The following is a 20840-nucleotide window of genomic DNA, read 5'->3' on the forward strand; positions in this document are numbered from 1 at the left end:
CCACCAGGCTCTCACCTGGTGGCCACTTCGGGTTACAACGAATACTTCTGCAAATTCCCCATCATCTCCTTCAGCGCCTCGATGTTGTCCTTCGGATGCGCCGCGCCTTCGAAATCACAGATCTGCTGCCAGTGCGCCGCAACGTCTTCCGGGGAAAACCCGACACGAGGATCGAACCCGGCACCCAGGCTGCGCTCCCAGCGCACCTTGCCCATCCAGCCGCCACCGACTTCGAACAGGCCCGAGGTTTCCTGGCACTGCTCGCTGGCCAGGTACACAACCAACGGGCTGACCAGTTCCGGTTTGAGTTGTTCGAACACTTGCGGCGGGATCAGGCCTTCGGTCATGCGCGTACCGCCGGTGGGGGCAATGGCGTTGACCAGGATGTTGTTCTTGCGACCTTCGATAGCCAGGGTGCGGGTCAGGCCGTAGAGACCGAGTTTGGCCATGCCGTAGTTGGACTGGCCGAAGTTGCCGTAAATGCCCGAGGTCGATGCGGTGAAAATCACCCGGCCATAGCTTTGTTCACGCATGTGCGGCCACGCGGCGCGAGTCACCTTGTAGGCGCCTTCGACGTGGACGCGGTAGACCAGATCCCAGTCGGCGTCTTCCATTTTGTGGAAGGTCTTGTCGCGCAGGATCCCGGCGTTGTTGACCACCACATCGACTCGGCCGAACACATCGAGCGCGTTCTGCACCAGTTTGTCGCCGTCGGTGACCGAGTCATGGTTGGCTTCGGCGATGCCGCCGGCCTCGCGGATTTCCGCCACCACACGATCGGCGGCTGAAGCGTTGGCGCCTTCACCCTGGGTCGAGCCGCCGAGGTCGTTGACCAGCACTTTGGCGCCCTGTTTGGCGAACAGCAAAGCGTGAGCGCGTCCCAGGCCACCACCGGCACCGGTGACGATCACGACTTTATCTTCGAAACGCACAGAATCATTCATCGGGGCAACTCCAGCAGACCTGAGGGACAGTGTCCCTGAGTGTCAGGCACAGGGCGTGCGGTCACAACGAACACGGCTGAGGCTGAATGGTGCGCGATAAGGCTGGGGGATGATGAAACGTGCCGAGGCGTCAGGCGCCTCGGGCACTAAGTCAGGAGCACGCCACCTTGCGCGGCGGCAACACGAAGTGATCGCGAAATTCGAGGTAGTGCTTGAGCACCTGCACTGGCGCTTCGCTTTGCGGGTAATGGCCGATGCCTGGCAACAGCACGGTGTCGGCGTCGGGGATCAGCTCGCGATAACGCTCGACCATGTGCGCCCCGGAAATCGGATCGACTTCGCCATCGATCACCCGCAGCGGCACCTCGCCGCGCTGCATCGCCGCGACCCAGCGATCACGCTGAACCCGGCGCTCGGGAATGTAGTGAATCAGCTTGTGCATGACGCGTTGCCCGCGATTGCATTCGATCAGGCTCCAGAAATCATCCATTTCGCTTTCGCTGGGCCGGGTGTCCGGGCCGAAAATCTGCTGGAAGCTCTTGACCAGCGCATCACGGGTGAAGGCCCGGCCGATCATCCAGCCCAATGGGCTGAGCAGCAGTTTTTGCGCCAGCAGCGGTCGATGGGTTTCCGGGAACAGACCACCGTTGAGAAACACGCAACTGGCGACCTCGATCAGATCTTCGTAATGCCGGGCCAGCAACTCCTGAGCAACACTGTCGCCGTAGTCGTGGGCCAGAATGTGCACCGGTTGTTCGACCGACAGATGCGCCAGCAAGGCCTGTTGCAGATCGGCCTGCTCCAGCAGGCTGTAAATGTGATTCAGCGGCTTTGCCGAGTCGCCGAAGCCGAGCATGTCGCAGGCAATCACCCGGTAGCGCTGGGACAGCGGCTGCCACAGGTAATGCCAGTCCCAACTGGCCGTCGGAAAGCCATGGATCAACAGCAGCGGTTCGCCCTGCCCGGCTGTCCAGTAGCGGATCGGCTGACCACGGAAGACAAACGTCTGGCCGCGTTTGCGCCAGACACTCAGAGGGATCTCGGCGAGAGGCATTAGAGTCTATACCCCGGGTCTTGTTTATCGAGTTTGCGCAGCAGCGCCGGCCAGGCCAGCGCGCCCCCCATGCCTTGGGCACTTTTGGTGACGCCGGCAATCATTGCCTTGGCGCCTGCCAGAATCTGCGGTTCGATGGCGATCAGTTCGGCACCGCCGGTCTGCGCCATGACCTGGATGTCGCAGGCGCGCTGGAAGGTGAACATCATCAGGAACGTGTCGGCGATGGTGCCGCCACAGGTCAGCAGACCGTGGTTGTGCAGCATCAGGAAATTGTTGTCGCCCAGATCCGCCTGCAACCGCGCTTTCTCTTCATGGTTGAGCGCCACACCTTCGTAGGCGTGAAAGGCCAGGCTCGACAGCACGAACAGCGATTGCTGGCTGATCGGCAACACGCCCTGCTTCTGCGCCGATACCGCAACACCGGAAGCGGTGTGGGTGTGCAGCACGCAGGCCACGTCGTGCCGCACTTCGTGCACGGCACTGTGGATGGTGTAGCCGGCGGGATTGATTTCGTAGGGGCTGTCCATGAGCTTGTTGCCGGCCTGGTCGACCTTCACCAGACTGGACGCGGTGATCTCATGGAACATCAGGCCGAACGGGTTGATCAGGAAATCTTCGGTGCCGGGCACCTTGGCGGAAATGTGAGTGAAGATCAGATCGTCCCAGCCATGCAGGGCGACCAGACGATAACAGGCGGCCAGATCGACCCGGGTCTGCCATTCCGCGGCACTGACCTGATCTTTGACGTTCACGGACGAAGGGACGGGGGCTACGCTCACTGTATGCACCTCTGCGTTCTTATTGTTTTTGCGTGTGTCAGCAGTCTAGTCAGCCTCGGACGGTCGCGTAGTTGCATTGGCAGCCAGCTTGATGACTGAACGAGTCAGCGACGCAATCTGCTTGGATCCATGTCAAAGCAACGACGCCAACAAAGGCGCGGCGAACAGATTGAGCAACCCGGTGAGCACCATCACCAGCCCCGCGACCGAGCCCTCTTCGCCGCCCACTTCATGGGCGCGGCTGACGCCCGCACCATGAGCACCCACGCCGAACAATGCACCGCGCGCCAGGGCGCTGCGCAACGGCAGCCACTTGAGCAACACACCGCCGAGCATCGCGCCGAACACCCCGGTGAACATCACGAACACCGCTGTCAGCTCAGGCACGCCACCGAGGTCCTGCGCCAGCGGCATGGCGAACGGTGTGGTGATCGAGCGCGGCACCAGCGACAGCGTCACCGAACTGTCCAGCGCCAGCGCTTTCGCGAGGCCGAACGACGTGGCAATCGATGCCGCACTGCCGGCCAGCATGCCCAGCAGCAACGCCGACCAATGCCGCACCAGCAATCGCCGCTGTTGCCAGATCGGCACCGCAAACGCCACGGTGACCGGCCCGAGTACCAGCATCAGCCAATGGGTGTTGCTCGAATACTCGGCGTAAGCGGTGTGCAACGGCACGGCAAGCGCGAGCAGCAACGCGGGAACCAGAATCAGTGGCGACAGCACGTAACGTCCGGTCCGCCGATACAGCCAGCGACTGAACAAATAGGCCAGCAAGGTGAACGCCAGCCAAAACATCGGCATCAGCTCAAGCTTCATGGGACCGCCTCAGGCGCACGGCCAGCTCCACGGTGAACGCGGTCACCAGCATCACCATCAGCGTACTGGCTGCGATCACCAACAAGATCCGCCAGCCGTCGTCGCGCAGCAACGCGCCGTAATCCAGCAGGCTCATCAGCGCCGGAATGAAGAACAGCAGCATCTCGGCCATCAACAAGCCTGCGCCCATTTGCAGCGCCGCCGGTTTGACCCAGCCGAACGCAAAACCCAGCAGCAACAGCGCCATGCCGACCACGCCGCCGGGAATCGGCCAGGCCAGCCACGCTGCGATCTGGCAGCCGAGCAGGTAAAGAGCGAGCAGCACGGCCAGTTCGGCCAGCAGGCGAGAGAGGTATTTGAGGGTCGAGGCTTTCATCGATGGGCTCCTTTCAGGTGGCTATCTTACGAACCCGGCTGCCATCTCCGAAGCGAATTGTTAGACTCAAAGCCATTCCAATCTGGAATCACGCCATGGAATTCAAACAACTCAGAAGTTTCGTCGAAGTCATGCATCAGGGCGGTTTCACCCAAGCTGCAAAAACCCTGCACATCAGTCAGTCCGCCGTGAGCAAGCAGATCGCCCAGCTCGAACAGAGCCTCGGCACCCCGTTGCTCGAACGGTTGGGCTCGCAGATACGCCTGACCGCCGCCGGCAGCGTGGTGCTGCATCGGGCCGAAGGCATGCTGCGGTTGCGCAATGAATTGCTCAGCGAACTGGATGACCTCAGCCAATTGGCACGCGGCGAGTTACGTCTCGGACTGCCATTGCTAGGCAGCGATGCATTGTTTGCCGGGCTGTTTGCCGAATACCGACGGCGCTATCCGAACATCAGCGTTCAGTTGCTTGAGGGTGGCAGTCGCAATATCGAACAGGCGGTGCTCAGCGGGGAGCTGGAGTTGGGTGGCAGTCTGCTGCCGAAGGATCCGCAATTCGACTTTCAGCCATTCTGCGATGAACCGCTGGATGCGCTGTTACCGGTGGATCACCCACTGGCGGCGAGAGGTGAAATTGGTCTGGAAGAACTGGCCGATACGCCGTTCCTGTTGTATCAGCGCAGTTTTGTGCTCAATGATCGTTTGCTTCAGGCGTGCCAGCAGATGGGTTTTACCCCGAAGGAAGGCGGACGCAGTGGGCAGGCGGATTTTCTCGCGGCGCTGGTCGCCGCCGGACAAGGCGTGGTGCTGCTGCCCAGCGTGGTGGCGCGCGGTCTGGTGCGGCCAGGCGTGGTGCGCCTGACCCTGAATGCGCCAGACTACTTGCGCTGGGACATCGCCTTCATCTGGCGCCGGGGCGCCTATCTGTCGAAGGCTGCACAGGCCTGGCTGGCGCTGTTGCGTGAGCGCGGGATCAACCCTTGAGGATGGCGATCAACTGTTCCAGCCAAGGCTCGGCGTCGGTTTCCGGGGTAACGCTTTCGCTGGCGTCGATGCGCAGCATGTCCTGCACTTCGCGCACGCCCAACTCGCCGAACAATTCGCGCAGTTGCTCGCCGCCGCCGCAGAAGGTGTCGCCGTAGCTGGCGTCACCCAGTGCGATCACCCCGCCGGGCAAACCACGCCAGGCTGCCGGCAGTTGATCGCGAATGGCCGAATACAAAGGTTGCAGGTTGTCCGGCAGCTCGCCCATGCCGGTGGTCGAGGTCACGCCCAGCAAGGCTTCAGGGCCAAACGCCTGGAGATCGGCGAGGCTGGCGCGCGAGTTGTAGAAGGTTTCAAAACCGGCGGCGTTCAACAGGCTCTGAGCGTGGCGAGCGACTTCTTCGGCCGTGCCGTACACCGAGCCGGAGAGGATGGCGACTTTCATCAATCTGATCCTGAAACTGAAAAAAAGAGCGGCGATAGTAACAGCCAGCGGCGCCCTGTTGCGATTGGCTCTCGATAAGGGCTGGTGGCCAGTAGACAGCGCTGGACGATCTTTTAGAATGCCAGCCACTGACAACCTTGAAAGGACTCAAAGATGATCAATGCCAGCCTGCTGAAAATGGTGATCAACGCGTCGAACGACGGGATCGTGGTAGCAGAAAAAGAAGGCGATCAGGACAACATCCTGATCTACGTGAATCCGGCTTTCGAAAAACTGACCGGCTACACCAGCGAAGAAATTCTCTATCAGGACTGCCGTTTTCTGCAGGCCGGGGATCGCGACCAGGCCAGTCTGGAACTGATTCGCGATGTTTTGAAAAACGGTGGTTCATGCCGGGAAATCCTGCGCAACTATCGCAAGGACGGCACGCCCTTCTGGAACGAACTGTCTCTTTCGACGGTAAAAAATGCCGACGACGGGCAGACCTACTTCGTAGGGGTGCAAAAGGACGTTACGGTTCAGGTCAAGGCGCAGCAGCGGGTGGCGCAACTGGAAGCCCAGGTTGCGGCACTGGAAGCAGAAATTGCTGCCTTGAAAGCGACGAACGGCGCAAACAAAACAGCGAACTAATTGTCATTAACTACAATCACCAAAGACTTTGTAATTATTCATTTCGAGTTAGCCATGCAGCGTGACGCCCTCCTGACCCAGGATGAGCTGGATTTCATCCAGACCATGCAACACAACCCGCAACTCAATGTGCGGGATGCGACGTCGAGCCTGCTGGTCAATGGTGGTTCACAGATCCGTGATTTGCTCACGCGTCTGGCGGCCCATGAGCAAGTCACCATCCAGGCCAACTTCGAAAATCAGCAGATGACTTTCCCGCTGCATCTGGTGGAAGACGAGTTCCACGCTCTGCACCTGCGCCTGGGCGTACCGAGCATTTATGAAGACGGGCCGATGGTGCGCCCATGGCGCCTGACCCTGGAAGAGCCGGTGGCACTGGAAAATGCCAAGGGCCAGCCGGGAACGTTGTGGGTTCACGAGGTTTCGCACAAGGGTGTGTTGCTGGAAGTGCGCAACAAAACCAAACCGCCGAAGCACTTTGCGTTGTGGTTCAGCCCATCGGGCTATGAGCGGATTTCCCTGCGCGGCACGTTCGAGCGGGAAACCGAAAACGGCTTTTATGCTTACGAGTTAAGCCAGAGCGATGCCGACGAAACCGAGCGCCTGCGCCAGTTCATCCTGCAACAGCATCGTCTGACCCACCCTGCCCTGCACACCTGATTCTCAGGTATCCAGCGTCCCTGCGAGGAACTGATTCATGCGCTGGCGCATGGTCGAACCTTCATTGCCCAGACAGCCGACCGATGATCCCGCCAGGCTGTCCTGTGCCAGATCGGCCGCATCCCCCGCCAGCATCAACTGACAATCAAGACTCAGCGCCAGACGATTCAGTCGACGTGGCAGCTCGGGTGCCGGGGCGTGATTGGAAAACAGCACCAGCGCCTCGGGCTTGATCTTCTCGCACACCAGTGTCAGCTCATCGAACGGTTGACCGGTGGTGAGCACACGAACCCCCGCGTCATTGCCGCTGAGAAACAGCGCTGCCACCAACAACTCAAGCTCGCGACACTGACCGGCCAGCGCGCTGACGATCACCTTGCGCGGTTGCGAGCCCCGCAGCGCGACGATGCGCTGCAGCACTTTCGCTCGCAGAAAACCATCGAAGAACAGCCACTCGCTGGTTTGTCCGAACGCATCCTGACGCTGGAGCATTTGCAGCCACAGTGGCATCAGGATGTCTTGAAACACCACAGGCAAGGCATAGGTGGAGAAAATCTGACCGTAGACCCGATCAAGCAACTGATCGTCGAACGAACTGACTGCCTGCCGGACCTGTTCCTGCCACTGGAGGTAGTCCGCCTGCACCAGATCATCGGGAATGAAGTGAGCCAGCATTTTCATTGGCTCGGTCTTGGCCAGGATCTTGCCGACCTTGCTCACCGAAACGCCCCGATCGATCCAGTCGACGATGCTGCGAACGCGCTCGATATCGGTCATCGAATACAGACGATGCCCACTTTCGGTGCGTGTCGGCTGGATCAAACCATAGCGGCGCTCCCACGCGCGCAGCGTGACCGGGTTCACGCCGGTCAGACGCGCCACTTCGCGGATCGGGAACAACTCCTCGCGCTCCAGCGCAACAGGCGCCTGCAAAGCAGGGCGAACGTCTGTGATCACAGGCATTTGTGCGGACACGTCCTTGTTGGCAAAGTTGGATCCATTCTACTCCTGATGCCCTATGAGGGTTCAAGCAATCAAATGGGACGAAAGTCTCTGGTTCGACACGAAAATGAGGAATAATCCTTGCTTGTCAAAAAACGCAGCCCTCTACCCCGGCGCTGCGTCAGGCGAAACTCCTACCCGGAGCGACGCACCTGCAATACGGAGATACACAATGTCTACTTCCCCCGTCACGCTGATGGTCGCGCGTCGTGTCGCCAATGGTCGTTATCAGGACCTGATCGCCTGGTTGCGAGAAGGCGAACAACTGGCCACCGACTTCCCCGGTTATCTCGGCTCCGGCGTACTGGCCCCGCCTCCCGGCGACGATGAATTCCAGATCATTTTCCGCTTCGTCGACGAACAGACCCTGCACGCCTGGGAACACTCGGCTTCGCGCACCGCATGGCTGGCCCGTGGCAGCGATCTGTTTGCCCACCCGACGGAACATCGGGTCAGCGGGATCGAAGGCTGGTTCGGTGCTGCCGGTCATCGCCCGCCGCGCTGGAAACAGGCCGTGGCGATCTGGCTGGCGTTCTTCCCGGTGTCGCTGCTGTTCAACTTCGTGCTGGGCCCGCTGCTCGCTGAAATGAGCCTGTTGCCGAGAGTCTTCATCAGCACGCTGTGCCTGACCCCGTTGATGGTTTACTTCTTCATTCCGCTGTCAACCCGACTGCTGGCCGGCTGGCTCAACCCGTCGTCTGCACGCCCGCTGCCTGCCGCACCCTCCACACAAAATCGCTGAAGCCGTCGCTCGCGTCGCTGTTATAGTTTTTGCTCTGACTTCGACGCGAGCCGTACATGACTTCTCCCACCGCTCCCATCCTTATCACCGGCGCCGGCCAGCGGGTCGGCCTGCATTGTGCGCAGCGTCTGCTGGAAGATGGCCATCGGGTGATCTTCACCTATCGCAGCGATCGGCCGGGGGTGAAGGTGCTTCGAGATCTTGGTGCCATCGGGTTGCATGCGGATTTTTCCAGCGAAGCCTCGATCCTCGCGTTCATCACCGAACTGAAGTCCCGCACCGACAGCCTGCGCGCCATCGTCCACAACGCCTCGGAATGGCTGGCGGAAACCGGTGACGGCGAAACTGAAGCCTTCACCCGCATGTTCAACATCCACATGCTGGCGCCCTACCTGATCAACCTGCATTGCGCCGAACTGCTGCAACGTTCGAGCCCTGCCGACATCATCCACATCAGCGATGACGTCACGCGCAAGGGCAGCAGCAAACACATCGGCTATTGCGCCAGCAAGGCCGGGCTCGACAGTCTCACGCTGTCCTTCGCCGCGCGCTACGCGCCGTCAATCAAGGTCAACGGCATCGCGCCAGCCCTGCTATTGTTCAATCCCGACGACGACGCGGCGTACCGCGCCAAGGCGCTGGCCAAGTCCGCGCTGGGAATCGAACCCGGCAGCGAAGTGATCTATCAGAGCCTGCGTTACCTGCTCGACAACCCGTATGTCACCGGCACGACCCTGACCGTCAACGGCGGGCGGCACGTCAAGTAATACGCCCCCGCGAGGATGCTCCATGACCCGTTCCCTGCCCGAGAATTACCGCGAGATCCTGATCGGCCTCGGTGAAAACCCTGACCGCGAAGGACTGCTCGACACACCGGCGCGGGCGGCCAAGGCCATGCAGTATCTGTGTCACGGCTACGAACAGAGCGTTGAAGAGATCGTCAATGGCGCGTTGTTTGCCTCCGACACCGACGAGATGATCATCGTCGCCGACATCGAGCTCTATTCGTTGTGCGAACATCACCTGCTGCCCTTCATCGGCAAGGCCCATGTGGCTTATATTCCGACGGGCAAGGTGCTGGGGCTGTCGAAGATCGCGCGACTGGTGGACATGTTCGCCCGCCGCCTGCAGATCCAGGAAAACCTCACCCGCCAGATCGCCGAGGCGGTCCAGCAAGTCACCGATGCCGCCGGTGTCGCGGTGGTCATCGAAGCCCGGCACATGTGCATGATGATGCGCGGTGTCGAGAAACAGAATTCGACCATGAACACCTCGGTCATGCTCGGCGCCTTCCGCGAGTCGAGCAACACCCGCCAGGAGTTCCTGCAATTGATTGGACGGAGCAAATAAATGCCACAACTTCAACCGGGAATGGCGCGCATCCGGGTCAAGGATCTGCGCCTGCGCACCTTTATCGGGATCAACGAGGACGAAATCCTCAACAAGCAGGATGTGCTGATCAACCTGACCATCCTGTACGCCGCGCAGGAAGCGGTGCGTGACAACGACATCGACCACGCGCTGAACTACCGCACCATCACCAAGACGATCATCGCCCACGTGGAAGGCAACCGCTTCGCGCTGCTCGAACGCCTGACCCAGGAGCTGCTGGATCTGGTGATGGCCAACGAATCGGTGCTGTACGCGGAAGTCGAAGTCGACAAACCGCATGCCTTGCGTTTTGCCGAGTCGGTGTCGATCACCCTCGCCGCCAGCCGCTGAACGTGTCTGGCGCTCCGGGCGTCAGACTTTTATCATCCGCGCCACGATTTGACTGCACAGAGCCCATCATGACCGAGCAACAACGCCTCGAACTCGAAGCCGCCGCCTTCCGCCGGCTGGTCGCCCACCTGGACAGCCGCAAGGACGTGCAGAACATCGACCTGATGAACCTCGCCGGGTTCTGCCGCAACTGCCTGTCCAAGTGGTACAAGGCGGAAGCCGACCAACGCCAGATCGAGATCAGCCTCGACGATGCCCGTGAAGTGGTTTACGGCATGCCGTACGCCGAGTGGAAAGCCCAATATCAGCAAGAAGCCAGCGCCGAACAACAAGCGGCGTTCGCCAAGGGAAGACCCAACGGTTAGGCGCTTGCCAGGTATCAAAAACAGGCATGCCTGACGAACAGGGAATCAGACAGCTTCCACTTCGTTGCTACCCCAGCAAAGTGTGAAGCTGTTGGTGCAACTCACCGGATCTCAACTTCATCTCATCAATGAAGGCGTTAGCAACTGGCGTCTGTGGCCGGTACAGCGGTCGGATGAGGTTGACGGAAAACGGTATCGAGATCGAAAACCGCCGCAAGCACACACCCTGATCGGCAAAACTCAAGGCCGTCAGCGGATTGATGATACCGACCCCTACGTTTTGCTGAACGAAGAAGCAGACGGCTGCTGCGCTGTGGGTTTCTATGACCGTGCGCGTCTTGACCTGGGCGTCGGCAAGTATCTTGTCGAAGATGATCCGGTAGGGGTCCTGACCCGATAGGCTGACCATGTTGATACCGGCCATATCCAAAGGCGTAATCACCTTTTTGTCGCACAGCGGATGACTGAGTGGCAGCACGCACACTTCATCGCCGGTAAAGATGTTTTCACACCGAGTACCTGGCGGCGTTTCACTGTTTTCAGTCAGTCCCAGATCATACCGCTGGGCTGTCATCCATTCCTCAAGCAACGGGGATTCCTGCGGGGTGATGTTGATGTTCACCTCCGGGAACGCGTTGATGAACCGACCACACACATAAGGCAACAGGCTCTGCGAAAAAGCAGGCAGGCATGCGATCGTGAGACTGCTCTGGAAATTCTTGATCGACTGCGCCGCATTGTGGATGCGTTCGAGCCCGTAATAGGAGGTTTTTACCTCCTCGAACAAACTCAGTCCCTGAGTAGTCGGCTGCAAGCGCGCTTGTGTTCGTTCAAACAGTTTGAGCCCCAGGACATGCTCGAACCGTGCGATTTCACGGCTGACGGTCGGCTGTGAGGTTTTGAGCAACGCCGCCGCCTTGGTCACGCTGCCGGTGGTCATGACCGCCCAGAATATTTCGACTTGCCTGAAACTGAATCTCACTCTACCCCCAGACAGATACCGCCTGAATTCATTGAAAAGCGCCAGCGAGCATAACAAGCGTGGCTGTTTGAAGCTTGCTCAGGGCATATCAGAAATGAAAGCCCCCTCAGAAGAAATGATATTTTGAATGTAGTGGCCATATAACTACAATGGCCCGACAAAATAAACCTCTGCCACTGCGCCCTTCAGATCCGAGATCAACTGCCCGTTATTCAGCGGTGCCGACATGATCATCGGAAGCCGGCGCGTGCGAGCAAGAGGCGGATCAGGTTTACCAACGGATTAACCGGAATCGACCCAGGTGAGGGGTCAACTTATGGACATGCATGATTTGGTTGGCGTTGGTTTTGGTCCTTCGCATATTGGCTTGGCAGTCTCGCTTTATGAAGATTACAAAGAAGAGACTGAAGGCAAAAAAATCATGTTCTTTGAAGCCAAGAACAAACATGGCTGGCACCATCCGATGATGCTACCCAGTGCCAAAATGCAAATTTCTTTCATGAAAGATCTTTGTTTCTTGCGCAATCCAAAAAGTCATTTCACATTTGTGAACTACTTGCATGAACATCGCCGACTGGGTTCTTTCGCCAACCTGCGAGACTTCAATCCCAGTCGCAAGGAATTTGATGATTACCTGCGCTGGGTCGCCGGTCACTTCAATCATGTAACGCGTTACTCATCATGGGTTCAATCTGTTTTACCGGTTAAAGAAGGTGATCAAGTCGTAGCTCTTGATGTAACCGTCAATGACACGCTGACGGGCAACACACAGGTCGTCAGGACACAAAACCTCGCCATCGCAATTGGCGGTGAACCGGCAATGCCTGTGGCGTGCGCCAGTCCCCATGTCTTCCACTCTTCGCAGTTGCTGGAAAAACTGCCTGAATACGACGAGAACAAACGCTATCGTTTTCTGGTCGTGGGCTCCGGACAGAGCGCGGCGGAGATCTATCAGCACCTGATAGGCCATTATCGTCATGCAGATGTTCGAGTGGCCAGCAGTGGTATCGGGTTCAAGCAAGCCGATGACAGTGAATATGTAAATGAAGTATTTGATAACGAAATGATCGACCGGATTTATTATCTGGATCCGGACAATCGCCAGGCACTGATTCGAAAACACTTCGACACCAACTATTCGGTGGCCGATCTGGCAATTATTCAAAGCCTTTATCGCGAAGAATACGAAGCCACGATTGGCGAGAACGTCGATCGCTTCGGAATGCTCAAGTTCAAACGACTCACCGAGGTAGTCGAGCGCAATAATGCGTTGTCCGTCACATTGGTCTCGACGCTAGACGGCGAGCATCAGGAACTTGAAGTGGACGTCGTCATCTGCGCAACCGGCTACAGCCGTCGGAACAACCTGGCGCTGCTGGACTCCCTCAAGTCTTATTGGGCAGAGCCTGCACACATGCCGCGTTTGAGCCGTCATTACGCGTTGCAGATGAATGACAACTTCAAACCCAACATTTTTATCCAGGGCATGTCGGAACATACGCATGGCCTGAGCGATACATTGCTTTCGGTTATTTCACGGCGGTCCCATGAAGTGGGTGGGGAGATCGTCAACACTCTGAATAACGAAGTCTTGCAGGGAGCATTGACGACATGAAAACACGCAGAGAGCTGATCGTTTTTTTAATCTGTTCCACGGTTTACCGGTTGTTTTCCGGTGCACTGCTGGTTTCCCTGACATGGACCATTCTCAATCAGGATGAAGGCGGCTACTTGCCGCTGGCACTCGCGATTTTCTGCTCCTTCATTCCGGCGTTTGTTACGCCGATGATGATCAAACGCCTGTCGACCCGAATGAACGGACGCCAGATGAGCAGTTGGTTCCTGGTCTGTCTCGCAGGTCTGAGCCTGGTCGCCGGGGTGTGCCGTGATATCACGGTCGGGCTGTTGATCACCAATCTGTTTGTGTGGCTGATATTCATGTTGCTGGAGGCCAGCCTGGATATGTGGTTTACCCAGGTTCAGCGCGGTATGGATGTAGCGACAGTCAGACGCATCAGCGGTGCGACCACCGCCACCAGCCAGGCGGCGCTGATGATTGGACCGTTGCTGGCGGCCGGACTGATGCCGATTCTGACCGGCATGGGGTTTTCCATTCTTCTGGGCGTCAGCTTCTTGCTCGTCGCAGTGGTCTGCTACACCCGAAACGGCGCCGCCGTGATTGAAGCCCGGGAAGGCAGTGCCCTGGCAGCGCCGGCGAAGCTTCCACTGACCCTGTTCATTCCAATGGTGTTGATCTGGCCCATCCTCGGAGCATTCAATTTCATGCTTCCGGTGTACGTGTCGAGCCATGGCTGGGCGCTGTTTGAGTTAGGTGTGCTGGACGCCGTATTCGGCATGGGCATGGCGTTAATCGGTGTGCTGATCATTCTGGGCAATACCGGCCGTAACCTCTTGGTCTTCCTGTCCGGCCTGATTGCACTTGCCATCACCGCCGCTCTGGTGTGGTTCCTGGTGCCTGACACACTTGTGCTCAAGGCCCTGAGTCTGCTGATTCTAGGCATGGCGTTTGGCGGCGCCCGGGTGCATATCCGCGCTGCGATCGCCTATCGCTACAGCGAGGCCGCCGTCGGCCTTTGTGTCAGCAGAGCGAATGCGCTGGCTACGCCGGTGTTGTTGCTGATTCTTAGCCTGCAACTGGCAATGATCGAAACGGCCTGGTTTGTGCCGTTCCTGATGATCACGTTGTCCATCGCGCTCCTGCTGCAGACCTCAGCGACTCGTTTCGCCAAAGGGCAAGCGAACACTGCATCTGCCAGCGCCTGATAAAGGCCGCACCCTAACTACGTAAAAGTTTGAGGATTCGATATGACCTTATCCAATCGCTACGCCTTGTTGATCGGCGCCGACTTACCCATGAGGGAGCGGGCCGTGTTGTGTACCGCGCGTGCGCTGGGTATGGCCGTTGTGGTGCTGGCCTATCCAGGCGAGGTCCTGGCCCAGCGGCGCAGGCCGGCAGCCAGCCTGGCCGATGACTACATCGTCAGCCCGTACCTGCTGGATCCGGTGCGCGCGCTTGAGGCGGTCAAAGACTACGAACGCAAGACCGGCCTCACACCGGCAGCGGTCATTCCGGTCAATGATTTCGTTCTGGAGGCTGGCGCTGCGATAGCAAGACAATACGCAATACCGTTCCACAGTGACGAGGTCATTCTGCGCTGCCGCGACAAGTTACTGATGAAGACTGAGCTGAGCGGGGCCGGGCTGAACGTCGCGCCGACCCTGGCCGTCAATGAGAGTGTCGCCAGTTACATCTTCAAAGATCAGGAAAAGGTCATTTTCAAACCCAGTGTCTTTGGTGGCAGTGGCGGCGTGCGTCTGGTGAGCAACTCGCAGGAGTTGCAGGTGGCGATTGATGACGCTGCGAAGTTGTTGCACAAGTACAAGGACATTCTTTACATCGATCCTGAGCGGATTCATCTGGAAGCCTTTCTCGACAGCGAGCTTGAAGTCTCCGTCGAAGTTTATTGCAGACCTGGAGAGTGCAAGGCGGCGGCCGTCACCCACAAGCAACTGTCGCCCCGTCCTTTTTTTGCTGAAATGGGTCACATCGTTCCCTATGCCGGGACGGACTACCACGCCTTGTGCGTAACCGCCGAAAAGGCATGTCGGGCGCTGGGTATCGAACGTGGCGTATCACACGTCGAGATCAAGATCGTCAACGGTGTGCCTTTCATTATCGAGGTCGGTGCCCGGCCCGCAGGCGACCGCATCATCGACCTGGTTTATCGCTCGCTGGGTGTCGACCTTTATGCCCTGCATGCCAAGAGCTATTGCGATATCTGGGACGACATGCCCCTGATCAAGCATCGCGGAACGGCGGCCGTCGCTTTCCTGAAAGCGGCACCTGGAAGAATCACCCGTATCAATCCCGTTGCACTGCCCGAGGGTGTGCACGAACTCAGCCTTTATAAAGGCGTGGGAGATTTTTCCGACCGGGACGCACAGAACTTCGAAACCCGGGAAGGGCATGTGGAATGGTTCTGGCCGATCGAGCATCAGGACACGCCCGACTTCATGTTTCAAACCGCCAGGCTCTCAGCCGACCTGTTTGAAATCGAACAAAACTGAGCCGGCTCTGCCAACGCCTTCGCGAGATAAAAGCATGTTTGACAATCGCCACATTCGCTCGCTAGCCAATCCGGCCATGGAATTGATCGAGTACGCAACACCACCTGAAAAGTGCACGCAGGGTCGTCCCGTGCAAACTTTTCACAAACAGTTCGAGAGCGCTGACCGCTTGTTCTCGGTCGGGATCTGGGAATGCAGCGTGGGCAGTTTTACGGTGAATTTCACCGGGCATGAATTCGCCAGCCTGCTGGAGGGGCGGATCATGATCGAAGACGAGCATGGCTCCCAGGTCATGTTTTTACCCGGTATGCAACTGGTCTTTCCCGCCGGTTACAAGGGCGAATGGAATGTGCTCGAACCGTCCCGAAAGTCTTATGTCTGGTACGAACTCAACCCTCCGACTCCTTGAACGGATACCTCATTGTGAACAACTTCAACGATTCACTGATCAACCAACTGGCGCACGAGTTCGGTACGCCGTTCTGGCTCTATGACGCCGATTCCATTCGACGCCGGACCGCACAGTTGCGCGCATTCGACGTGATTCGCTATGCACAGAAAGCCAATCCGAACCTTCAAATACTCAAGTTGATGAAAAGTCTGGGCGCTATGGTCGACGCAGTGTCACTGGGCGAAATTGAACGCGCTCACAGAGCCGGATTTCGCAACGATGAAGGGCATGCCCAAATCGTTTACACCTGTGATGTCCTGGACGAAGCGACGCTGGAGCGGGTGATCGAACTGAACATTCCGGTCAACGCCGGCTCACCGCAAATGCTGGAGCAACTGGGCAAGGCAAGTCCCGGGCATAAAGTCTGGTTGCGGATTAACCCGGGATTCGGTCACGGCCATAGCCGCAAAACCAATACCGGGGGGCCAAGCAGCAAGCACGGCAACTGGCATGAAAACCTGGCTGAATGCTACCAACTGATCGAAACCTATGGCCTGGAGTTGGTGGGTCTGCACATGCACATTGGCTCCGGCGTCGATTACGAGCATCTGCAACGTGTCTGCGCAAGCATGGTCGAGCACGTATTGCGTTGCCCGTTCGATATTTCGGCGATCTCGGCGGGGGGCGGATTGCCGATCGCCTATCGCGACAATGACCCGCAGATCGACATCGACGAGTACTTCCGGATCTGGGATCTGGCGCGTCGCCAGATCGAAGCACATCTCGGGCATTCGGTGACGCTGGAGATCGAACCAGGGCGCCTTCTGGTCGCTGAATCCGGGTGCCTGGTCACTCAGGTCAGAGCTAAGAAGGATGTCGGGCCAAATCATTTCGTGCTGGTGAACTCCGGCTTCAACGATCTGATGCGGCCAGCCATGTATGGCAGTTTTCACCAGATCACTGCCATTCAGAAAATCCCGGTGCTGGATCGGGGGACGTGGCGCAATACCGTGGTGGCGGGTTCGTTGTGCGAGGCTGGGGATGTATTCACTCAGCAGAGCAACGGCGAAATCGATCACCAATTGCTGCCGGATCTACAGGTGGATGACTTGCTGGTTTTCCATGATTGCGGCGCCTACGGTGCAAGCATGTCATCCAGTTACAACACCCGACCGTTAATCCCGGAGTTACTCCTGGATGGCGACTCGGTCAGGGTTATCCGTCGTCGTCAGACTTTCGACGAGTTACTTTCGCTAGAAACGATTTAAAAAAATAAGAACGGATGAAGGGTGCAGACACAAGTCTGCATCCGGGGATTCGTGTGCCCGGTGATTAGCATTTTGCAAGTTGGGGAGACAAGCATGGAAGTCGTCAGAAAGCACCAACAGTTCAAATCCAGTCATGAATACAATGCACTGATCAAGCGTCTCTATCCTGAGCCGTCGCTGCGTACACCCTTCGGTTCTGCCTGTGTCACCGTTGAAGCCGGGACACTAAGCCAACCGCATCTGCATCACGAACATGAAACGTTCATCATCGTATCCGGTCATGGAGCGTTTGTTCAGGACAACACTCGCAGCGATATCTCGGCCGGGGATGTTATTTACATCAAGCCTTTCAGCGAACACTACATCGAGGCTCATCCTGAGTCGCCAGTCGAGTTCATGAGTATCTGGTGGGAAGACGCAGAATCACAACCCGAACCCCGGACCACTCGCCAGATCCTGTTTACTCCGCCACCGACACCTAACGGCAATCTGCACCTGGGGCATATTTCCGGGCCCTATATCTGTGCCGATATCATCAAGCGCTATCTACAGAGTCAAGGCACTCCGGCCAGCCTGATTGTCGGTCTGGACAAGCATCAGTCCTATGTCGACCTGAAGGCTCGGCAACAGGACGTTCCTGCCCGCGAAGTCTATGAACATTTCAGTCGATCGATCCTGAGCACCTTTGACAATGCCGGTATCGATTACGACGACGTGCATGATTGCGACAGTCATTTTCACCTCGAATTCGTCCACGACTTTATTCAGCGCCTGCTGGCCAAAGACATTCTGCAGATCAAACCGCAGGACATCGCATGGTGTGCCGATTGCCGGATCGAAGTATTTGACGCCTTTGCCCGGGGCGGTTGTCCCACCTGTCAGGCGCCCTCCAACGGGTGCGTGTGCGAAGACTGCGGCAGTCCCAATAACAGCTACAACCTGCATGATGTGTCCTGCAACCTGTGCGGTTCGGCGCCGACGCTGCGGCAAGGTAAAAAGGGTGTACTGGATCTGGGCCGATGCGCTGCCGATTTTGTACACGCCGGTTTTCAGGTCACTGCGCCACCTAAACTCGAGAAGTACTTGCTCAAGCAACAAGCGCTCAAGCAAGAAGATTATGTGGTGACGTTCCACAGCGAATGGGGCGTGCCATCAAGACATCCGGAATTGAGGGGGCAATCCTATCTGGCCTGGATCGAAATGGCTGCCGGCTACCTGGCCGCCATTTACAAGAGTGTATTTGGCGAGGAAATCAGTGATGTCGGGCGGGCAATCGAACGCTTGAACGCCGCAGACTTCGAAATCATTCACCTGATGGGTTTCGACAACTCGTTCTATTACGCCCATCTGTACCCACAGTTATTTGCCGCACTGGGCGTACGGGCGTTGAAGATGACGTTCGTGGTCAATGAGTTTCTGCTGTTGGATCAGTTGAAATTCTCCACCAGTCGCAACCACGCGATCTGGGCCAACGATGTATTTACCTCACCGGCCGTTGCTGACTGGTATCGCTTTTACCTGTCGCTGAAAAGACCCGACGTCAACCGTGAAAACTATGATCGCAGTGAATTTGAAAGCTTTCGTCAAAGCACTCTGGCTGATCTGGCACGGTTGTTCGCGACTCATCGGCAGCGACTTGAGGGGCAATTCGCGGGAGTCGTCCCCCAGCCCGGTTCCTGGACTCGGTTGCACCAGGAATACGACACGTTTTTCAATCGGCACAAGATCCATTTGGGCAACGCCCTTGGTGTACCCAACGGCTATGCCGTCAAACAGTACGCCAGCTCGGTCAAGCAACTGCTTGATGTGGTAAGCCGCTTCCAGCGGATGACCGCCGACGACTTCGAGGACTCGGCCGATCACGGCGAGCGACGCACCAGCATGTACCTGGAGACCGAAGCCGTGGCGCTGCTGCGTCTGCACTTGGGCTGCATAACGGTGCGTGTCAAGGCACCTGTCGCCTTGTTCCAATCGTTGTTAGCCAGTTGAGCCCTTAAAGTCAGGGCGCTCTGGGTTTAAATACACCGCATCAGCTAGTTTCCAGTTGCGTGTCCGAGTGCTCCAACGGCTCGGATTAGCTTTCCTGGCATCCTCATAAAGCGCTGCTCTTGCTTGTAATAGCATCGTCGCTTTGCCTTCGTGCCTCTCGTTTGGCGTCACGTATTTCAAAGCGCTATGGCGATGATCTTCGTTGTACCACTCGATGAATTTCTGCACCCAAAGCCTCGCATCAATGACCGTATCAAATGGTTGATCCGGCCAGAGCGGGCAGTACTTTGCAGTGCGGAAAAGTGCCTCTGCATATGCGTTATCGTTACTTACCCTTGGCCGGCTAAAAGAAGGCTCGACGCCAAGTGCAACCATGCTTTCACGCAGCAAAGAACCTCTCATCACGTGTCCGTTATCCGAGTGCAGCACCAGCGGGCGACCCGCTGTATGTTCACGTAAGCATCCCTTTCTAAGCAGCTCGCATGCGTGTTCGGCGCATTCCACTTCGTGCACTTCATTGGCGACCAGTTTGCGGCTGTAGACATCCTTGACCATGTACCAGTAGAAAAATCGACCTCTGACGGTGCTTGGCAACCAAGTGATATCCCAGCACCACACCTGGTTGGGGCCATCGGCACAATGCGTCGTCAGCACCCTACGTTTCGGGGCTTTGGTTCGGCCGCGACGCACGTTTTGATGAGCCGCTTTTAACACTCGGTAAAACGTCGATTCCGAAGCCAGATAGATGCCTTCATCGGCCAGTTTGGGGACGATCTGGTGCGGAGTAAGGCTGGCGTAGCCAGCCTGATTGGCAGCATCAAGTACCGCTTGGCATTCCGACTCACTGAGCTTGTTAGCCGGAGCTGCCCGTTTAGCCAGCAGTCGCCCATCACAGTCAGCATATCGCCAGCGCTGGACTGTACGCAGGCTCAACCCCAACTCATTGCAGGCTCGATATCGACGAGCGCCGCTCTGCACTGCGTCTGCAATCAACTTCATGGCTTGCGTACGATCAGCGGCGTTAATCAGTCTTCCTTGTCCTTGCCCCAGATCGCATTGGCTTTTTTTCTGAGCTCCAGCAAGGCCACCGCCTCCGCACGTCCGGCATCTGACTGGATCAATTGACGCTCGAGTATTTTGATACGCCGTTGCTCGGCCGTTTTAGAGGTTCGAGAGTTGAGATCAACGACCGGATTGGCGTTTTGACAGGCCAGTCTCCACTGCTGAATTTGCTCAGGGTAAATGCCCTTTATTCGGCAATACTGAGAAATTTCCACCTCGCTCAACGGCGCGGTTTCCATAACAGCATTGAATTTATCGGCGCTAGACCATTGGTCACTGGTTTTGCCGTTTCCTGGAACGATCAAGCCTTTGTCTCTGGCCATTTGTCTCCAGTTTCGCAGCGACTGTGGCGTGAGATTGAGTGCAACGGCAAGTTCTGCCACTGACCGATTAAAGGGCGGCATCATTTGCAAAACGACCCAGTCTTTGAAGTCGCTGTCGTAGCGCTTGCCTAAATTGGACATTGTTATGCACCTTCACCCTCTTGAATGAACGAGTCAATCAACAAGGGCGACAGGTAGCCTGACACAGAGGG

The 20840-nt window shown here is 57.5% G+C and carries 23 protein-coding genes; 14 read left to right on the forward strand and 9 right to left on the reverse strand.

What is annotated here, in order from left to right; genetic code table 11:
* Positions 1–32: 32 nt before the first annotated feature.
* From ACTJK9_RS26730 to ACTJK9_RS26750, 5 genes are all read right to left on the reverse strand, one after another.
* Positions 33–944, reverse strand: coding sequence for an SDR family oxidoreductase (locus ACTJK9_RS26730; RefSeq protein ID WP_440817345.1), 912 nt, complete (start codon positions 942–944; stop codon positions 33–35).
* Between the two features lie 151 nt (positions 945–1095).
* Complete coding sequence (locus tag ACTJK9_RS26735; RefSeq protein ID WP_085611366.1) at positions 1096–1998, reverse strand: alpha/beta fold hydrolase; 903 nt, start codon at positions 1996–1998, stop codon at positions 1096–1098.
* The gene (locus ACTJK9_RS26740) at positions 1998–2780 is read right to left on the reverse strand and encodes a class II aldolase/adducin family protein (RefSeq protein ID WP_039769359.1); all 783 of its coding nucleotides are present in this window, start codon (positions 2778–2780) and stop codon (positions 1998–2000) included. The genes ACTJK9_RS26735 and ACTJK9_RS26740 overlap by 1 nt, the downstream gene beginning before the upstream one ends.
* Before the next feature lie 132 nt (positions 2781–2912).
* Complete coding sequence (locus tag ACTJK9_RS26745) at positions 2913–3599, reverse strand: LrgB family protein (RefSeq protein ID WP_007957226.1); 687 nt, start codon at positions 3597–3599, stop codon at positions 2913–2915.
* Positions 3589–3975, reverse strand: a complete 387-nt coding sequence (locus ACTJK9_RS26750; RefSeq protein WP_085611365.1) for a CidA/LrgA family protein — start codon at positions 3973–3975, stop codon at positions 3589–3591. The genes ACTJK9_RS26745 and ACTJK9_RS26750 overlap by 11 nt, the downstream gene beginning before the upstream one ends.
* 95 nt (positions 3976–4070) lie before the next feature.
* Between ACTJK9_RS26750 and ACTJK9_RS26755 the strand changes: the two genes are divergently transcribed.
* A complete protein-coding gene (locus ACTJK9_RS26755; protein WP_440817350.1) occupies positions 4071–4958 on the forward strand; it encodes a LysR family transcriptional regulator in 888 nt (295 codons plus the stop codon).
* Here ACTJK9_RS26755 and ACTJK9_RS26760 read toward each other — a convergent pair.
* On the reverse strand, positions 4948–5403 hold the full coding sequence (locus tag ACTJK9_RS26760) for a flavodoxin (protein WP_221398729.1): 456 nt from the start codon (positions 5401–5403) through the stop codon (positions 4948–4950). The two genes, ACTJK9_RS26755 and ACTJK9_RS26760, sit on opposite strands and share 11 nt — an antisense overlap.
* Before the next feature lie 153 nt (positions 5404–5556).
* Between ACTJK9_RS26760 and ACTJK9_RS26765 the strand changes: the two genes are divergently transcribed.
* Positions 5557–6033, forward strand: a complete 477-nt coding sequence (locus ACTJK9_RS26765; RefSeq protein ID WP_221398728.1) for a PAS domain-containing protein — start codon at positions 5557–5559, stop codon at positions 6031–6033.
* 54 nt (positions 6034–6087) lie between these two features.
* The gene (locus ACTJK9_RS26770) at positions 6088–6693 is read left to right on the forward strand and encodes a hypothetical protein (protein WP_085608095.1); all 606 of its coding nucleotides are present in this window, start codon (positions 6088–6090) and stop codon (positions 6691–6693) included.
* Between the two features lie 3 nt (positions 6694–6696).
* Here ACTJK9_RS26770 and ACTJK9_RS26775 read toward each other — a convergent pair whose 3' ends face one another.
* Positions 6697–7656 (reverse strand): MerR family transcriptional regulator, encoded by a 960-nt coding sequence (locus ACTJK9_RS26775; RefSeq protein ID WP_440817355.1) that lies wholly within the window; start codon positions 7654–7656, stop codon positions 6697–6699.
* A gap of 211 nt (positions 7657–7867) precedes the next feature.
* Here ACTJK9_RS26775 and ACTJK9_RS26780 point away from each other — a divergent pair, with 211 nt between their 5' ends.
* The 5 genes from ACTJK9_RS26780 (at position 7868) to ACTJK9_RS26800 (ending at position 10524) form a co-directional block, all read left to right on the forward strand.
* The gene (locus tag ACTJK9_RS26780; protein ID WP_440817358.1) at positions 7868–8437 is read left to right on the forward strand and encodes an antibiotic biosynthesis monooxygenase; all 570 of its coding nucleotides are present in this window, start codon (positions 7868–7870) and stop codon (positions 8435–8437) included.
* Between the two features lie 56 nt (positions 8438–8493).
* Positions 8494–9204, forward strand: a complete 711-nt coding sequence (folM, locus tag ACTJK9_RS26785) for a dihydromonapterin reductase (RefSeq protein WP_221398725.1) — start codon at positions 8494–8496, stop codon at positions 9202–9204.
* A 22-nt stretch (positions 9205–9226) separates the two neighbouring features.
* Positions 9227–9787: a GTP cyclohydrolase I FolE gene (gene folE, locus ACTJK9_RS26790; protein ID WP_085611359.1), complete on the forward strand. Its 561-nt coding sequence runs from the start codon at positions 9227–9229 to the stop codon at positions 9785–9787.
* Positions 9788–10159, forward strand: a complete 372-nt coding sequence (gene folX / locus ACTJK9_RS26795) for a dihydroneopterin triphosphate 2'-epimerase (protein ID WP_440817362.1) — start codon at positions 9788–9790, stop codon at positions 10157–10159.
* A gap of 68 nt (positions 10160–10227) precedes the next feature.
* A complete protein-coding gene (locus ACTJK9_RS26800) occupies positions 10228–10524 on the forward strand; it encodes a DUF1244 domain-containing protein (protein WP_085611358.1) in 297 nt (98 codons plus the stop codon).
* Positions 10525–10591: 67 nt separating this feature from the next.
* Here the strand turns inward: ACTJK9_RS26800 and ACTJK9_RS26805 are convergent, their stop codons facing one another.
* Positions 10592–11506, reverse strand: a complete 915-nt coding sequence (locus ACTJK9_RS26805) for a LysR family transcriptional regulator (protein WP_178076457.1) — start codon at positions 11504–11506, stop codon at positions 10592–10594.
* A 316-nt stretch (positions 11507–11822) separates the two neighbouring features.
* Here ACTJK9_RS26805 and ACTJK9_RS26810 point away from each other — a divergent pair, with 316 nt between their 5' ends.
* From ACTJK9_RS26810 to ACTJK9_RS26835, 6 genes are all read left to right on the forward strand, one after another.
* The gene (locus ACTJK9_RS26810) at positions 11823–13121 is read left to right on the forward strand and encodes a SidA/IucD/PvdA family monooxygenase (protein WP_085611356.1); all 1299 of its coding nucleotides are present in this window, start codon (positions 11823–11825) and stop codon (positions 13119–13121) included.
* The gene (locus ACTJK9_RS26815) at positions 13118–14290 is read left to right on the forward strand and encodes an MFS transporter (RefSeq protein ID WP_221398723.1); all 1173 of its coding nucleotides are present in this window, start codon (positions 13118–13120) and stop codon (positions 14288–14290) included. Before ACTJK9_RS26810 ends, ACTJK9_RS26815 begins: the two co-directional genes overlap by 4 nt.
* Positions 14291–14422: 132 nt before the next feature.
* Entirely contained in the window at positions 14423–15595 is a 1173-nt protein-coding gene (locus tag ACTJK9_RS26820) for an ATP-grasp domain-containing protein (RefSeq protein ID WP_440817367.1), read from the forward strand.
* Positions 15596–15629: 34 nt separating this feature from the next.
* A complete protein-coding gene (locus ACTJK9_RS26825) occupies positions 15630–16004 on the forward strand; it encodes a cupin domain-containing protein (RefSeq protein ID WP_440817370.1) in 375 nt (124 codons plus the stop codon).
* 14 nt (positions 16005–16018) lie between these two features.
* Positions 16019–17254: a diaminopimelate decarboxylase gene (gene lysA / locus ACTJK9_RS26830; RefSeq protein WP_256575337.1), complete on the forward strand. Its 1236-nt coding sequence runs from the start codon at positions 16019–16021 to the stop codon at positions 17252–17254.
* A 93-nt stretch (positions 17255–17347) separates the two neighbouring features.
* On the forward strand, positions 17348–19243 hold the full coding sequence (locus tag ACTJK9_RS26835; protein WP_440817373.1) for a class I tRNA ligase family protein: 1896 nt from the start codon (positions 17348–17350) through the stop codon (positions 19241–19243).
* On the opposite strand, the gene ACTJK9_RS26840 is transcribed toward ACTJK9_RS26835, so the two are convergent.
* Positions 19232–20769 (reverse strand): IS3 family transposase gene (locus tag ACTJK9_RS26840; RefSeq protein ID WP_139834536.1). Its coding sequence is split into 2 segments (ribosomal slippage): positions 19232–20319 and positions 20319–20769, totalling 1539 coding nucleotides; the frame shifts between segments, so codons are not numbered across the junction. The two genes, ACTJK9_RS26835 and ACTJK9_RS26840, sit on opposite strands and share 12 nt — an antisense overlap.
* Positions 20770–20840: the final 71 nt, after the last annotated feature.

The sequence above is a fragment of the Pseudomonas sp. 22082 genome, from assembly GCF_052046055.1.
Classification (GTDB): domain Bacteria; phylum Pseudomonadota; class Gammaproteobacteria; order Pseudomonadales; family Pseudomonadaceae; genus Aquipseudomonas; species Aquipseudomonas pharyngis.